At 59.8% G+C, this 14,728-nt stretch carries 12 protein-coding genes; 10 read left to right on the top strand and 2 right to left on the bottom strand.

The features are described 5' to 3' along the window. Window positions 1-44: 44 nt before the first annotated feature. Window positions 45-2,072 (bottom strand): O-linked N-acetylglucosamine transferase, SPINDLY family protein, encoded by a 2,028-nt coding sequence (locus FHP24_RS07535; RefSeq protein WP_246091626.1) that lies wholly within the window; start codon window positions 2,070-2,072, stop codon window positions 45-47. Between the two features lie 310 nt (window positions 2,073-2,382). Here FHP24_RS07535 and FHP24_RS07530 point away from each other — a divergent pair, with 310 nt between their 5' ends. From FHP24_RS07530 to FHP24_RS07490, 9 genes are all read left to right on the top strand, one after another. Continuing rightward, window positions 2,383-3,021: a hypothetical protein gene (locus tag FHP24_RS07530; RefSeq protein ID WP_139675058.1), complete on the top strand. Its 639-nt coding sequence runs from the start codon at window positions 2,383-2,385 to the stop codon at window positions 3,019-3,021. An 88-nt stretch (window positions 3,022-3,109) separates the two neighbouring features. After that, the gene (locus tag FHP24_RS07525) at window positions 3,110-4,837 is read left to right on the top strand and encodes a hypothetical protein (protein WP_139675055.1); all 1,728 of its coding nucleotides are present in this window, start codon (window positions 3,110-3,112) and stop codon (window positions 4,835-4,837) included. Window positions 4,838-4,955: 118 nt separating this feature from the next. Continuing rightward, window positions 4,956-5,855, top strand: coding sequence for a bifunctional methylenetetrahydrofolate dehydrogenase/methenyltetrahydrofolate cyclohydrolase FolD (gene folD, locus FHP24_RS07520; RefSeq protein ID WP_139675049.1), 900 nt, complete (start codon window positions 4,956-4,958; stop codon window positions 5,853-5,855). Between the two features lie 158 nt (window positions 5,856-6,013). Then, on the top strand, window positions 6,014-7,375 hold the full coding sequence (locus FHP24_RS07515; RefSeq protein WP_139675046.1) for an ABC transporter substrate-binding protein: 1,362 nt from the start codon (window positions 6,014-6,016) through the stop codon (window positions 7,373-7,375). A 213-nt stretch (window positions 7,376-7,588) separates the two neighbouring features. After that, a complete protein-coding gene (locus FHP24_RS07510) occupies window positions 7,589-8,602 on the top strand; it encodes a carbohydrate ABC transporter permease (RefSeq protein ID WP_139675043.1) in 1,014 nt (337 codons plus the stop codon). A 1-nt stretch (window position 8,603) separates the two neighbouring features. After that, window positions 8,604-9,776, top strand: coding sequence for a carbohydrate ABC transporter permease (locus FHP24_RS07505; RefSeq protein WP_139675040.1), 1,173 nt, complete (start codon window positions 8,604-8,606; stop codon window positions 9,774-9,776). A 27-nt stretch (window positions 9,777-9,803) separates the two neighbouring features. Continuing rightward, on the top strand, window positions 9,804-11,471 hold the full coding sequence (gene bglA / locus FHP24_RS07500; RefSeq protein ID WP_139675037.1) for a beta-galactosidase BglA: 1,668 nt from the start codon (window positions 9,804-9,806) through the stop codon (window positions 11,469-11,471). Window positions 11,472-11,499: 28 nt separating this feature from the next. Further along, a complete protein-coding gene (locus FHP24_RS07495) occupies window positions 11,500-12,588 on the top strand; it encodes an ABC transporter ATP-binding protein (RefSeq protein WP_139675033.1) in 1,089 nt (362 codons plus the stop codon). 177 nt (window positions 12,589-12,765) lie between these two features. Beyond that, a complete protein-coding gene (locus tag FHP24_RS07490) occupies window positions 12,766-13,122 on the top strand; it encodes a hypothetical protein (protein ID WP_180355922.1) in 357 nt (118 codons plus the stop codon). Window positions 13,123-13,151: 29 nt separating this feature from the next. Here FHP24_RS07490 and FHP24_RS07485 read toward each other — a convergent pair whose 3' ends face one another. After that, window positions 13,152-14,087, bottom strand: a complete 936-nt coding sequence (locus FHP24_RS07485) for a GlxA family transcriptional regulator (protein WP_139675025.1) — start codon at window positions 14,085-14,087, stop codon at window positions 13,152-13,154. A gap of 92 nt (window positions 14,088-14,179) precedes the next feature. Between FHP24_RS07485 and FHP24_RS07480 the strand changes: the two genes are divergently transcribed. After that, entirely contained in the window at window positions 14,180-14,683 is a 504-nt protein-coding gene (locus FHP24_RS07480; protein ID WP_139675022.1) for an isochorismatase family protein, read from the top strand. The last annotated feature ends 45 nt before the right edge of the window (window positions 14,684-14,728 follow it).

Genomic DNA, 14,728 nt, shown 5'->3' with positions numbered 1-14,728 from the left:
AATCACATCGCCGCTCCCGTGAGAGCGGCGATGCTATTCTCGGCCTATTTCTCCGAAACGGTCCAGAGACGGTTGTCAGCCTCGATGGGCGACTGGTCGTCCCATTCGGAAAGCTTGTCGCGATAGTGTCGGCGGTAATCGCCATCGTCACAATAATCGACATGGGCCTGAACGAGGTCTGCGCCGATATCGTAATAGATGTCCATGTTGCGCAGGTCCGGTACCGGCGTCTCACCACGCTCGCATTCGCCCTGCATCTCCCAGAAGATCTCTTCCAGGCGGCAGGCAAGTCCAGGGATGTCGCGAAGAACACTCGTCTCGCGTTTGGCTGCAAGCTGGTCCCTGACTGTTCTCAGGCTGGCCGGATTTTTCGCATAACCGATCGCCTTCGCCACATAGCTGTCAGGATCGCTGCACAGCAGTTCCGGAACGCCTGCGGCATGCACGATGCTGTGGCAGAAGCGGGCGGCAAAGCTTCGGCCGGGGAAGGTCAGCACCGGCAACCCCATCGTCAGGGCATCGGCCCCGGTCGAATGCGCACCATAGGGGAATGTGTCGAGGAACAGGTCGGCGACTGCGATACGCGCCAGATGCTGCGCGTTTGCCGCCTTCGGAGCAAAGATGATCCGGTCGCTGGTGATGCCGGCCTTTTCCGCACTTTCGCGCAGCCGCTGATCCACCTTGTCGCCGCCGGTCAGCAGCCACAGCACGCTGTTTGGCGCCTCCCGCAGGATCTGCATCCAGTGTCCGAACGTTGTCTCGGTGATCTTCTGCATGCCATTGAAGCAGGCAAAGACGAACTTGTCCTTCGGTAGCCCGGCCTCAGTGCGCGAGGGCTTGGCCGCGACCGTCCGCTGCCGGTCGATCGGCTGGTTGCAGGCGATACGAAAAACCTTTTCCGAATAATAGATCTCGTTGTCCGGCGGCACGATATGCTCGTCGGCGATCATATACTGATGGAACGGGCTGCCCATCGAACTCGGATAACCGCAGAAGTTGACGATGACTGGTGCCGGCCGATAGGCGAAAATCTTCGTCCGCGCGTGTTTGGTATAACCGTTCACGTCGATCAGGATATCGATCTCGTCGTCGCCGATCAGCTTTGCGGCTTCGGCATCGCTCAAGGTTGCGATATCGCGCCAGCAATCCACCGCCGCCTTCATCCGCGTCTGGGTTTCATCACGCAGAACCGGGTCGCCGCAATAATAGGCGTAGACCTCGATGCTGTTCTTGTCGTGCAGTTCGAGCACTTCCCGAAGTGCAAAGCCGACTGCGTGATCACGCAGATCGGACGAGACGTAACCGACCCGCAGACGCTCGCCGGTTCCGGTCTTCTGCTTCGGTATGCGGCGTTGCAGTTCCTTCGTCTCGACGCGCCCGACCAGCGACCTGTTGTAGCGATAGGCCTTGGCGAGCTGGAACATCGGATCGTCCGAATAGCAGGCAAGCGTCAGCGGCGACATCGCATCGATCATCTGCCGCTGTGTCGCATGGGTCGATGGCGTCAGCACCGGCCATTTGCATTGCCGCTGCCGAAGCGCGCTCCAGTGCTGGCCGGCTTCAGGCTTGTCGGGACGAAGTTCGATCGCCTGCCAAAGCGCGGTCTCGGCTTCTTCCAGCAATCCGGCATTTTCCATCACCCGGCCGATATGCTGCAGCGTCATCAGCCGGTGGCCGACCCGATCGGCCGTGCTTTCGGCGGTCAGCGCGGTAAAGCTCTGCCACTGCTGGATCGCCTGCACGGCAAGACCGCCGTCTTCGAGCGCACGACCGAGATTGATATGCGCCGGGCCGAAAGCGGGATCGAGCTTCAGGCAGGCGCGCAACGCATTGATCGCCCCGGAAAGGTCGTTCAGCTGACGCAGTGTGACCGAATAGTTGAAATAGACCAGATGAAGGAAGGGATTGCCGTCGTTGAAAGCGATCCAGGCCTTGTAGATTTCGGCAGCCTCGGCTTTCTGCCCAGCGGCACTTCGGCTTTCGGCAACGTTGAAGAGGTCGGTGAAGGCGAGCCGCTGTGTGCGCGCAAGTTCCAGAATTTCGGCGAGGGGGGCGTCGGAGGTTAAGCTCATCTTGTCTACCTTGGCATCCATGAAATTCGTAAAATCTATGATGTAGGCAATAACGTCGCCGGCCTTGCCTGGATATGCACCGGCATCATGCCGGACATCTAGGTCTTATCGCCTCGGAACAACCATCGGCAAGCTGCGCAAATATGTGTCCCCATCGGATTCACAGAACTCTGTTCGATGCGCTAACCGGATACCTGCCTTGTGCCGCATAACCGCACAAAGCTGGCATTTTAGCGTTTGGTTTAAATGCTGTTTGAGGATGCGCTGTTACAAGATCGGACAGTCTAGGATATCCGCGACAGAGCCGGTCATGAGCACAGACGTAAAATCTTCGAACCTCCCCGTTTCCCGAAAGCTACTCGGTCTGCAGGTAGCGATTTTCGGCTGGAATGCGGCCCTGGCGCACGCGGAAGAGCTTGCACTATCGAAAAGCCAGCCCGCAACGATCGCTTTCGCCGACAAAGGCAAGATTGCAGCGTCGCTGCTCGGCTTCGGTCGCCGTGATCTGACGAAGCGTCTTCTTCTGCCGTCCGGCGGCGCGTTTCTGCGTCTTTTGCTGAAACTTGTCTGCCGAAAGCAGCCAATCGAGGCGATGTTTTCTCCCGCCCGCTTCATCTCGTCGCTTTTGACCTATTTCGCAGAGCCCCGCCGTATCGGCGTCATCTGTAATGACGAGAGCCGATTGAAGGCTCTTTGCGTGCATTTCAGCCGACACGCGCCGTGGCATGAGTTCGTTGCCATCGCACCCGATGCGAACCTATCCGGTCGCCTCGATCTGGTGATTGTCTATGCCGCCGATAAGGCTGCGACACGACGTATCGAACAGCGCCTGGAGGGGGCAGATATCGGGCTGGTCATCATGGCGGGCAGGGGCCTCTCCATGCTCGCACGACCAAACCCGGCTTCCGTCCGCACTCAGCCGGCAATTCCCGGACCGTCTTTCGCCTGACTATTAACCTTTTGTTTGCCGCGAATATTTAGACTGCGTTAATTATTGCGGGCAATGTCGGTTCCGCTGCGCGCAGAGGTGGTGAGCGATGTATGGGCAGATCGATGCCGATGCAGAAGACAGGCAAGCGTTTGACGAGACGCCGTCGATCCTTCGCCGGCTCCACGCGGTATTCCTGACCCTTGGAATGACCGCGGCCGTCGGCATCACCGTGCCTTTCGTCGCCATGCAGCTTGTCGGCACCCAGTTCCGGGCCGAGACGCAGATCGCTTCCGGTACGCAAAGCGGCGACGCGATCCATTCCGCCATTCAGGAGCTTGGCTCGAAGGCCGTTCTGGACAATGTCATCCGCACGCTCAACCTTGCCAGCGGCGAGGAAAACCGACCCACCATCGTTCGTGTCATCTCCGAGGTTCTTTCAGGCGAGGTGACCACCGTTTCGCAGGCCGAGGAAGCGGCGCGCCAGCGGCTGCGCGATGCGATGTCCGTCAACTACGACGCTACCGCGAGCAGGATCGTGCTCGGCGCGAAAGCCCATGATCCGCAGTCCGCAGCCGCGATCGCCAATCAGCTGGCGGCCGAACTTCGGCGCGCGCTTGTTTCAGATGCAGGTGAAGCGCAGAGCCCGCAGGTGGACGCGATGCGAAAGGCGGCCGACAGGGCTCAATCCGCTCTGGCAGGTTTTGTAGGCAAGCTGGACGAGGGAACGCGCGCAAAATTGCAGGCGCTGCATGACGAACGCGGCAGCGTGGCCGCCGATATCGCCGGTACCGAGCAGCGACTGGCGGAACTGACTGAAAAGCAGCAGGCGGCGTCGTCGATGAAACTCGCCGATGTGCTGGCCAAACCACTTCCCGACAGCCTCGAATTTACCGGCCTCGAATATGAACGGCAGCGTTATGTGCAGGCGGAGCTGAGTGTCCAGCAGCTCGCCGTCAATCTCGGCCCGCTCCACCCAAGGCTCGTCGCGGCCCAGGGTGCTCTCGACGGCGCCAGACGGGATATCGGCGGTGCGCTGCGCCAGCTCGTTGCCTCGCTCAAGGATGAAGTCGCATCAACGACGAAATCCCTGGCCGAACTCAAGGACCGCAGGATAACGCTTGATGCCGACAGGCCGTTGAATGAGACGGCCGTGCAGCTGTCGTCCCTTCATGCGGCCGCCGAAGAGGCCCGCCACAATCTTGAAAAACTCGAGGGGAACGCGCGCTCCTCCAGGCCTGTTGCGATATCCGCCCCGCCGGTCCTGCGGCCGGCATCGCCGGCCTCCGCTGAACGGCTTGGACCGGACCTCGTCAGGCTCGCAGGTCTCGGTGCGGTTATCGGTCTTCTGGCTGGTCTCGCCCTGGCCGCACTGCGCTATCGGCGCCAGTCACAACTGGCGAGCGAATTCGACGACATGCCCGTTCATCTGGATTTTCCGGAGCAAGACCTGCTGGTCGAGCCTGCGGAAACGGACGCCACCGCTGCCGGAGCCACGCAGCTCGTTCATCATGACGAGGATGAGTTCCTCCCTGATCACGAGTCGGTCGAGGAGCGATTTGCCGCAAATGACACGGCCTTCGGCGACCGGATGCGCTCGCTGCTCATCGAAAACCGCCGTCCCCTCGCGGAGACTGTTTTGCCGCCGCATGTCGGCACCTTGATCGATGAGTCCGTGAACCGGCGCGGCGAGGAGAATTGGCCGTTTTGGGCCGATGTTTCTGCGGATGCGCCCGACTACGACGAAGAGGAACTGCTGCAGTTGCAACGGGAACTCGCCGAGCTTCGCGAACTGGTCGCCGAGCAGACGGCTCGCCAGTTGAAAGCAACCGGCTGACCCTGCCCACCCCGCACAAACTCCTTGCATTTGCCTGATCGGGACAGCATAGGGCGTGGACGGGCAATCGGCCGCTTGCCGATCCCCTAATTTGACGCTGAGAAGCGAGGAGTTCACCGTGGCATTTGTGATCGATGGCAAGGAAGCGGCCGCTTCCGTGATTTCCGCCGTAACCGAAGCATCCGTATCGCTGGAAGGCAAAACCGGCATCAAGCCGGGCCTCGCGGTCGTCATCGTCGGCAATGATCCGGCAAGCCACGCCTATGTCAATTCCAAGGGCAAGATGGCCAAGCAATGCGGCTTCAACTCGATCCAGCACACTTTGCCGGAAGAGACGACGCAGGAGGAACTGCAGGCTCTCGTCGATACGCTCAATGCCGATCCGCAAGTCCATGGCATTCTCGTGCAATTGCCTTTGCCGAAACATTTCGATTCCGATGCCATCGTCCAGTCGATCCTGCCTGAAAAGGATGTCGACGGACTGAACATCGCCAATGCCGGCAAGATCGCCACCGGCGACCTCGAAAGCGGTCTCATCTCCTGCACCCCTGCCGGCTCGATGCTGTTGGTCAGGCGCGTCCACGGCGATGATCTGTCGGGCCTCAACGCCGTCGTCATCGGCCGCTCCAACCTGTTCGGCAAGCCGATGGGCCTGTTGCTGCTTGCAGCCAACGCCACCGTCACCATGGCGCACTCGCGCACCAAGGATCTCGCATCCGTTTGCCGCAATGCCGATATTCTCGTCGCTGCCGTGGGCCGCGCCGAAATGGTCAGGCGTGATTGGGTAAAGCCGGGCGCTACCGTCATCGATGTCGGCATCAATCGTATAGCCGCGCCGGAAAAAGGCGAAGGCAAGACCAGGCTGGTCGGCGATGTCGCCTTTGCCGAAGCCTCCGAGGTTGCCGCTTCGATCACACCGGTTCCGGGCGGCGTTGGACCAATGACGATCGCCATGCTGATGGCCAATACGGTCATCGCCGCACACCGCACCGCAGGTCTGGCCGCACCGAAGTTTTGATCCCATAAAGAGCATTTGATCCGGTATGCGACAAAGGGTTGCGTAGGCGCCCTCTTGATTCTTCAGCCAGCGCGTTAAATCAATATCCCGGTTGCCTTCTTTCGCTTCGAAGGCTGCCTTTCAGATCGGCAAAACGATTTCTGACGGGAGGATATTTGATGAGAACTTCAGTTTGGGTTGGCACCGCATTGGTTGCCTTGCTGGCGGGGGCGGCAGGTGCGCAGGAACTGAAGTTTCCGCCCGGCGAGGATGCGAAATTCAACTGGAAAAGCTTTGAGGATTTCAAGGCGGCCCATGCGGACATCAAAGGCCAGAGCCTGACCCTGTTTGGCCCATGGCGCGGTGAAGACGAAGTGCTGTTCAACAGCGTGCTTGCCTATTTTAACGCTGCCACCGGCGTGAATGGAAAATATTCTTCTTCCGAAAATTACGAACAGCAGATCGTCATCGATACTCAGGCGGGATCTCCGCCAAACATCGCCATCATCCCGCAGCCCGGCCTTCTGGCCGACCTTTCCACCAAGGGCTTTCTGACCCCGCTCGGTCAGGAAAATGCCGATTGGGTCAAGACCAATTACGGCTCCGGCGAGGACTGGATCCGCTACGGCACCTACAAGGGCAAGGATGGCGAGGAAGGGTATTTCGGCTTCCCCTTCAAGGCCGATCTCAAGTCCATGGTCTGGTACGTGCCGGAAAATTTCGAGGAAGCCGGCTATGAAGTGCCCAAAACCATGGAGGATCTCCTCAAGCTGACCGACCAGATCGTTGAGGACGGTGGTGTGCCGTGGTGCATCGGTCTTGGTTCCGGCGGCGCGACCGGCTGGCCGGCGACCGATTGGGTCGAGGACATGATGCTGCGCACCCAGACGCCGGAAACCTACGACAAATGGGTGAGCAACGAGGTGAAGTTCGACGATCCGGCCGTGGTCGGAGCGATCGATGAATTCGGCAAGTTCGCCAAGAACGAAAAATATGTCGCCGGCGGCGTGGCAGCTGTTGCCTCCACCGATTTCCGCGACAGCCCGAAGGGCCTCTTCGACATCCCGCCGAAATGCTACCTGCATCACCAGGCCTCCTTCGTCCCGTCCTTCTTCCCACCGGACAAGGAACTCGGCGTCGATGCCGATTTCTTCTACATGCCGACCTATGCATCCAAGCCTGAACTCGGCACACCGGTTCTCGGGGCCGGCACGTTCTTCGCCATCACCAAGGATAGTCCCGCCTCCAAGGCCTTCATCGAGTTCCTGAAGACGCCGATCGCCCATGAGGTCTGGATGGCGCAGGCCTCCTTCCTTACGCCGTACAAGGGCGTCAATCTGCACGCCTATGCCAACGACGTCCTCAAGAAACAGGGCGAACTCCTTACCAACGCAACCACCTTCCGTTTCGATGCTTCCGACCAGATGCCCGGCAAGATCGGCGCCGGTGCCTTCTGGACCGGCATGATCGATTATGTCGGCGGCAAGGATGCAAAGACGGCTGCAGGCGAAATCCAGAAGGCCTGGGACGGGTTGAAGTAGAAACTTCTTCTCTCGATTATGCCGGCGGCCCCTCATCCGCCTGCCGGCACCTTCTCCCCGCATGCGGGGAGAAGGACGCAAGGCGCGACGTCTCGATAGTCTCGGCCTATGCGCAGGGCACGTTCCCTCGCCCCGTTTACGGGGAGAGGGTTAGAGTTAGGGGCCAAGCAGACGAATGTCTGCGCTTAAGCCACAGAAATTGGGAGGGGCGGCATGGCATCGCAGATAATCTCGGCCTTTGGCGCCGTAATCACCGGCGTCTTCGCCTGTGCGATCTATTACTGGCTTTCCGACAAGCTGCTGCAGATCATCCTGCCCGTGCGCTCGGGAGACGTGCGGCGGATCTCCGCCAACCTCAAGACCCAGGCAGCAATCCGGCCCTGGCTGTTTTTAGGCCCTGCGCTGCTGCTGATGATCGTCTACCTCGTCTATCCCGTCATCGCGACCTTCATCCTCTCCTTCTATGACCGGTCCGGTGGCAATTTCGTCGGGCTGGCCAATTACAAATGGGCGGCAACCGACGCGCAGTTCCGCCAGTCGATCTTCAACAACATCCTCTGGCTTGCGGTCGTGCCCGCCGCCTGCACCTTCTTTGGTCTCGTCATCGCGGTCCTGACCGACCGCATCTGGTGGGGCAATATCGCCAAAAGCCTGATCTTCATGCCGATGGCGATCTCCTTCGTCGGCGCTTCCGTCATCTGGAAATTCATCTACGAATATCGCGGTGCGGACGGCACGCAGATCGGCCTTCTCAATGCCATCGTGCAATTCTTTGGCGGCGATCCTCAGGTCTGGATTGCGATGCCGATCTGGAACAATTTCTTCCTCATGGTGATCCTGATCTGGATCCAGACCGGTTTCGCCATGGTCATCCTGTCGGCGGCACTCCGCGGTATTCCGGAGGAAACGATCGAAGCGGCCGTGATCGACGGCGCGAATGGCTGGCAAATTTTCTGGAAGATCATGGTGCCGCAGATCTGGGGCACGATCGCGGTCGTCTGGACGACGATCACCATTCTCGTCCTAAAGGTCTTCGATATCGTTTTGACCATGACCAACGGCCAGTGGAACACGATGGTACTGGCAAACCTGATGTTCGACTGGATGTTCCGCGGCGGCGGAGATAGCGGCCGAAGCGCGATAATAGCGCTGATCATCATGGCGGCGGTGACGCCGATCATGATCTGGAACATCCGCCAGGCCAGCGAAGACCGGGGAGGTCACTGACATGAACGCAGCGATCAACCTCCGCCGCATCGGCTTGCCTCGACTGATCGTTCATCTTTCCGTTCTGCTCATCTGCATCCTCTGGCTCATCCCGACAATCGGCATCCTCGTCACCTCGTTGCGCGAGCCGGGGCAGATCGCCTCGTCCGGCTGGTGGACGGCCTTCACCGGTGCCGCAGAAACCAGTGCGGCGCGTCTCGGCGAGCCATCGACGGCAAGGCAGGACGGCCCTAACTTCGTGATTTCCGGTTCGGTCTTCGACGGCAGCCAAGAGGGAGCAAAAAAGGGAGCAGTCCGCGCCTTCGGCACGAAAGTCGCGGCCCCGACGGAATTCACCGCCGGCAATCCCGCGGATATCGGCGATGGCGAAACGCTGACTGTCAACGAGGATGGCAGTTACGTCTATTCGAAGAACGCACCATTCAGCGACAAGCGCGGCAAGCGCGTTTATCTGTCGATCGCACAACCCGCCTCCTTCACGCTCGATAACTACCGAACGGTACTCACGTCGCAGGGCATCGGCCAGGCCTTCGTCAATTCGCTGACGGTCGCCATCCCGGCAACGATTATCCCTATTCTGATCTCAGCCTTTGCGGCTTACGCGCTGTCATGGATGCATTTTCCCGGCAGAGCGATCATCATTGCCGTGGTTGTCGGCCTGATCGTCGTTCCGTTGCAGATGTCGCTTATCCCGCTTCTGAAAATGTACAACGAGATCGGTGCTTTCTTCGGCATCGCATCCCGCAGTTACGTCGGCATATGGCTGGCACATGCGGCTTTCGGCATGCCGCTGGCGATCTATCTGCTGCGCAATTACATCGCCGGCCTGCCGAAGGAAGTGATCGAATCCGCCCGTGTCGATGGCGCCAGCGATTTCGAGATTTTTGTGCGGATCGTGCTGCCTCTCTCCTTCCCGGCGCTGGCGTCGTTTTCCATCTTCCAGTTCCTCTGGACCTGGAACGACCTTCTCGTCGCCATGGTTTTCCTCGGCACCGGCAAGGACCAGCTGGTGCTGACGGGCGCGCTCAACGCATTGCTTGGCTCCATGGGCGGAAAGTGGGAAATCCTCACCGCTTCGGCCTTCATTACCATCATCGTCCCGATTATCGTCTTTTTTGCCCTGCAGCGATATCTCGTCCGCGGCCTCCTCGCGGGCTCAGTCAAGGGCGGCTGATCCATTAAGAACCGACAAGGATTTTGAATGAGCATTTCCGCAGAAGCTGTCGCTACGTCCGATAAGAGCCAGGACCGCGACTGGTGGCGTGGCGCGGTCATCTATCAGATCTACCCGCGCTCCTTTCAGGATTCGAACGGCGACGGCATCGGCGATCTGAAGGGCATCACCGCCCGCCTGCCGCATATCGCAGCGCTCGGCGCCGATGCCGTCTGGATCTCGCCTTTCTTCCCGTCGCCGATGAAGGATTTCGGCTACGACGTCTCAAACTATACCGATGTCGATCCGATGTTCGGCACGCTGTCGGATTTCGACGGCATGATCGCCGAAGCCCATCGCCTCGGCATCAAGGTGATGATCGATCTGGTCATGTCCCATTCGTCCGACCAGCACCCGTGGTTCATAGAAAGCCGCTCCTCGCGCTTCAATCCCAAGGCCGACTGGTATGTCTGGGCCGATGCCAGGCCCGATGGCACGCCGCCCAACAACTGGCTTTCGATTTTCGGCGGGTCCGCCTGGCATTGGGATCCGACGCGCATGCAATATTACATGCACAACTTCCTCACCTCGCAGCCGGATATGAACCTGCATAATGCCGAGGTGCAGGATGCGCTGCTCGACATGACCCGCTTCTGGCTGAAGCGCGGCGTCGATGGTTTCCGCCTCGACACGATCAACTTCTACTTCCACGACAAGGAACTGCGCGACAACCCGGCGCTCGATCCGTCGCGCCGCAACGCCTCCACGGCGCCGGCGGTCAATCCCTACAATTTCCAGGAACATCTCTACGACAAGAACCGCCCGGAAAACCTCGAATTCCTCAAGCGTTTTCGCGCCGTTCTGAACGAGTTTCCCGCAATTGCTGCCGTCGGCGAAGTCGGCGATAGCCAGCGTGGCCTCGAAATCGTCGGCGAATATACGTCCGGCGATGACAAGATGCAAATGTGCTACGCCTTCGAATTCCTGGCGCCCGATGCGCTGACGCCCGAACGCGTGGTCGAAACGCAGCATGCATTTTCCGCCGCAGCACCGGAAGGCTGGGTCTGCTGGGCTTTCTCCAACCACGATGTCATCCGCCATGTCAGCCGCTGGGGCCAGGAGGTTCTCGACCGCGACAGCTATGCCAAGATGCTCTCGGGCATCCTGCTCAGCCAGCGCGGTTCCGTCTGCCTTTATCAGGGCGAGGAACTTGGCCTGACGGAAGCCGATATCGCCTATGCCGACCTGCAGGACCCTTACGGCATCCAGTTCTGGCCGGAATTCAAGGGCCGCGACGGTTGCCGCACACCGATGGTCTGGGACGCGCAGGCACTGCAGGCAGGTTTCTCGACAGCCGAACGCACTTGGCTACCCATCCCGGTCGAACACCAGTTGCACGCCGTCAGCGCCCAATATGGCGATCCGTCCTCGGTGCTGGAGCAGTACCGCCGCTTCCTCGCCTTCCGCAAGGCGCATCCCGCCTTTGCCAAGGGCGAGATAGAATTTCTACCCGTGGAAGCATCGTTGCTGACGTACCAGCGGCACCACGGCAACGAGACGATCCTGTGCATTTTCAACATGAGCGCTACTTCCGTTTCAGGCACGTTGCCGGCCGGCGAGTGGGAGGCTCTCGAAGGTCACGGCTTCGAAGCCGCTCGCGATGGGAAAAACATCGAACTACCGGCCTGGGGCGGGTTCTTCGCCCGACAGGTCTGAGGCAAGGATAAGGGGAGGGAGGAAGATCATGACCGGTGTAACGCTCAAGGAGATCCGCAAGTCCTATGGTCAGGTCAAGGTGCTGCACGGCATCGATCTGGAAATAGAACAGGGCGAGTTTATCGTCTTCGTCGGCCCGTCCGGCTGCGGAAAATCCACCCTGCTTCGAATGATTGCAGGGCTGGAAACCGTGACTTCCGGTCAGATGTCTATCGACGGCGAGGTGGTCAATGAAGTGCCCCCCTCGCGCCGCGGCATCGCCATGGTCTTCCAGTCCTATGCGCTTTATCCGCATATGACCGTCTACGACAACATGGCTTTCGGCATGAGGATCGCCCGCGAAAGCAAGACAGAAATCGATCGCCGCGTCCGCGCGGCGGCCGATACCCTCCAACTCACGCCCTATCTCGACCGCCTGCCCAAAGCGCTCTCCGGCGGCCAGCGCCAGCGCGTTGCGATCGGACGCGCCATCTGCCGCAATCCCAAGGTCTTTCTCTTCGACGAGCCCTTGTCGAATCTTGATGCGGCCCTGCGCGTTGCGACCCGTATCGAGATCGCCAGGCTCAAGGAAAAGCTGGCCGATACGACGATGATCTATGTCACCCACGATCAGGTGGAGGCGATGACGCTTGCCGACCGTATCGTCGTTCTGTCTGCCGGCAAGATCGAGCAGGTCGGGCCGCCGCTGGAACTCTACGAGCGCCCGGCCAACCTTTTCGTCGCCCGTTTCATCGGCTCTCCGGCGATGAACATCCTTCCGGTCACGATAGGCGAGCCCGGTGCCGAAGCCTCCGTCAGCCTCAAGGGCGGCAAATCCGCCAGAGTGCCGATCGCGGTGCCGACTGCCGACAAGGGCAAGCCCGCAAACCTCGGCGTGCGGCCCGAAGATCTCGAAATCTCGACAGGCGACGATTACCTCGTCGAGGGCCGTGTCCTGCTGGTCGAAGCACTTGGCGAAGTGACCTTGCTCTATCTCGAAGGGGGAGCCGGCGAAGAGCCGATCGTGGTCAAGTTGCCGGGCACATCCGATGTTTCCAAGGGCGATATAGTCCGCCTCAAGGCAGCGCCTGAAAAGCTTCATCTATTCAATACCGAAGGCAGGACATATCGTATTTAGCCGGTAAGGGTGGGTTCACCACATTTGACGAACCGGACGGTCCTCCTGTCCGGAAACGGGACGCGCCAACCCCTTGTTAAACTTCACGCCCTAGTCTCCATGTGCAAGTATAGGAGCATTGTCGTGGCTACGGCGCCAATTAACAAAAATCATTATTTGAACAAGGAAGAATCTTTCATGTACGACCGCGAACAGCGGTTCAAAATGGAAGACACGATGAATGCGGGCCGCATTGAATATACCGAAAAGGCGATCCTCAACATGGCGCAGCGCCGCTGCGACGTGCTGCAGATCTCCCAGAGCGGCGCGGTCCTCGGCCTGCTGACGCAGTATAATCTTCCCCAGCAGTTCTATCTCGACATCCCGGACGCCCGGATCAACAAGGTCGGCTGTCTGCTGATGCGCATCAACATGAACAACACGATCGACGTCCGCTTCCTGCGCTTGCTGACGGACAAGGAACTCAATCGCATCTTCGTCTTCTCGACCCATCCGAGACATCGCGACCACAAGATGGACATCCGGACCTGGTAAATACGTAGAGGCAGATGTGTAGCCCGCGGCTAACTGAGCCTCTGCCTCGCCTGCCACTGTTTGGGCGTGACGCCCACCTCTGTATGAAACGCCTGGCGTAGGGATTTCGCATCCGGAAAGCCGCAACGGCCTGCGATCTGATCGAGACCACTCACCCCTTCGAGCAGAAACGTCTGGGCTCTGGCCACCCGTGCACGACGCAGCCACGCTACAAGATTGTCGCCGGTTTGGGCACGAATATGCCGGCTGAAGCCGCGTCGGCTCATGCCGGCTCTTTCGGCCAGGTCGTCGAGAGACGGTACGCCTGTCGGGTTGGCGATAAGGTCATCCAGAATCCTGGCGACCCGGAGATCGGCTGACGATGCAGGAACCGGCCGCTCGATCAGCTGCGGTTGCCCGCCGCTTCTTTGCGTTGCCAGTACGAGATGGCGGGCAACGCGGTTCGCTTCTGCACTGCCAGACAGGCGAGCAAGAATGTGCAGGCAGCAATCCAGCCCCGAAGCAATCCCGGCAGATGTCAGCACCATTCCCTCATCGACGAAGATTGCACCCGGATCGACAGTGACCCGAGGATAACGCGCCGCGAATGTCTCGATCCTGGCCCAATGAGTGGTGGCGCGACGGCCGTCCAGCAGGCCGGCTTCAGCCAGTCCGAATGCACCCAGGCATAGGCCTGCAACCATGGCACCACGCTCTGCCGCCATCGAAATCTCGCGAATGATTTCGGCTGGTATGGCTTCGTCGGCATTTCTCCATCCGGGCAGGATCACCACATCCGCAGCGCCGGCCTTTTCCAGCCCGTAAGGTGTATCGATCGACAGGCCACCCGTTGCCGATACCCGGCTATTCTCGCCGCAGACCCATACCTCGTGTCCTCCGGCAACGAAGGGCTCGCCGAATACGGCCAGCGGCGTGGAAAGCATGAACGGGCTGATCCCGTCATAGGCGATGATGGCAATGCGCATTGGCCCAATTTACCCCAATGATGTCCATCGGGCCACTCAAAACCATTCATATAGCGGGATAGAGATACTCATATTCAACCGGAGGAAATCTCATGAGCCGAGCGCTTCTCGTCATCGACATCCAGAACGATTATTTCGCCGGAGGTGTCCTTCCGCTGCATCAGGCGCTGGAGGTGGAGGCCCGTGTCATTGAGGCGATAGCGCAAGCCCGCAAGGCAGGAGACCGGATCGTACTCGTGCAGCATGTGTCTGCGGCTGCGACGGGCCTATTCGCGGCCGGTGGTGAAGGCAGTGCAATCCGACCGGCGATAAAGGCTGCAGCCGGGGACGCACCTGTCGTGACCAAGCGGTTTGCGGATGCCTTTCAGGAGACCGATCTTGCCGCGCATCTCGACGGAGTGACCTCGCTGCTTGTCTGCGGGATGATGACGCAGAACTGCGTTGCCTTCACGGCAATGTCGCGGGACGCAGATGCATTCGATGTCAGCGTCATCGCAGACCTCTGCACTGCTCCGATCGAAGTCGTCCACGCAATCGCGCTCAGTGCGCTGAGGTCGAAACTGCCGGCGCTGAACGCCGCCGAAGTCTGGCCCTGAGCTGGAGTGTAGCCGCAGATGGAACTGCGGCTACTTGATAAAGAC

This window comes from Aliirhizobium smilacinae, assembly GCF_006335145.1.
GTDB classification, from domain to species: domain Bacteria; phylum Pseudomonadota; class Alphaproteobacteria; order Rhizobiales; family Rhizobiaceae; genus Neorhizobium; species Neorhizobium smilacinae.
This window is presented reverse-complemented; position numbering and strand designations above follow the sequence as displayed.

Coding starts and splice junctions, on each gene's coding strand:
- FHP24_RS07535 (WP_246091626.1), bottom strand. CDS start 2,072: ATGAGCTTAACCTCCGACGCCCCCCTCGCCGAAATTCTGGAACTTGCG.
- FHP24_RS07530 (WP_139675058.1), top strand. CDS start 2,383: ATGAGCACAGACGTAAAATCTTCGAACCTCCCCGTTTCCCGAAAGCTA.
- FHP24_RS07525 (WP_139675055.1), top strand. CDS start 3,110: ATGTATGGGCAGATCGATGCCGATGCAGAAGACAGGCAAGCGTTTGAC.
- FHP24_RS07515 (WP_139675046.1), top strand. CDS start 6,014: ATGAGAACTTCAGTTTGGGTTGGCACCGCATTGGTTGCCTTGCTGGCG.
- FHP24_RS07510 (WP_139675043.1), top strand. CDS start 7,589: ATGGCATCGCAGATAATCTCGGCCTTTGGCGCCGTAATCACCGGCGTC.
- FHP24_RS07505 (WP_139675040.1), top strand. CDS start 8,604: ATGAACGCAGCGATCAACCTCCGCCGCATCGGCTTGCCTCGACTGATC.
- bglA (WP_139675037.1), top strand. CDS start 9,804: ATGAGCATTTCCGCAGAAGCTGTCGCTACGTCCGATAAGAGCCAGGAC.
- FHP24_RS07495 (WP_139675033.1), top strand. CDS start 11,500: ATGACCGGTGTAACGCTCAAGGAGATCCGCAAGTCCTATGGTCAGGTC.
- FHP24_RS07490 (WP_180355922.1), top strand. CDS start 12,766: ATGTACGACCGCGAACAGCGGTTCAAAATGGAAGACACGATGAATGCG.
- FHP24_RS07485 (WP_139675025.1), bottom strand. CDS start 14,087: ATGCGCATTGCCATCATCGCCTATGACGGGATCAGCCCGTTCATGCTT.
- FHP24_RS07480 (WP_139675022.1), top strand. CDS start 14,180: ATGAGCCGAGCGCTTCTCGTCATCGACATCCAGAACGATTATTTCGCC.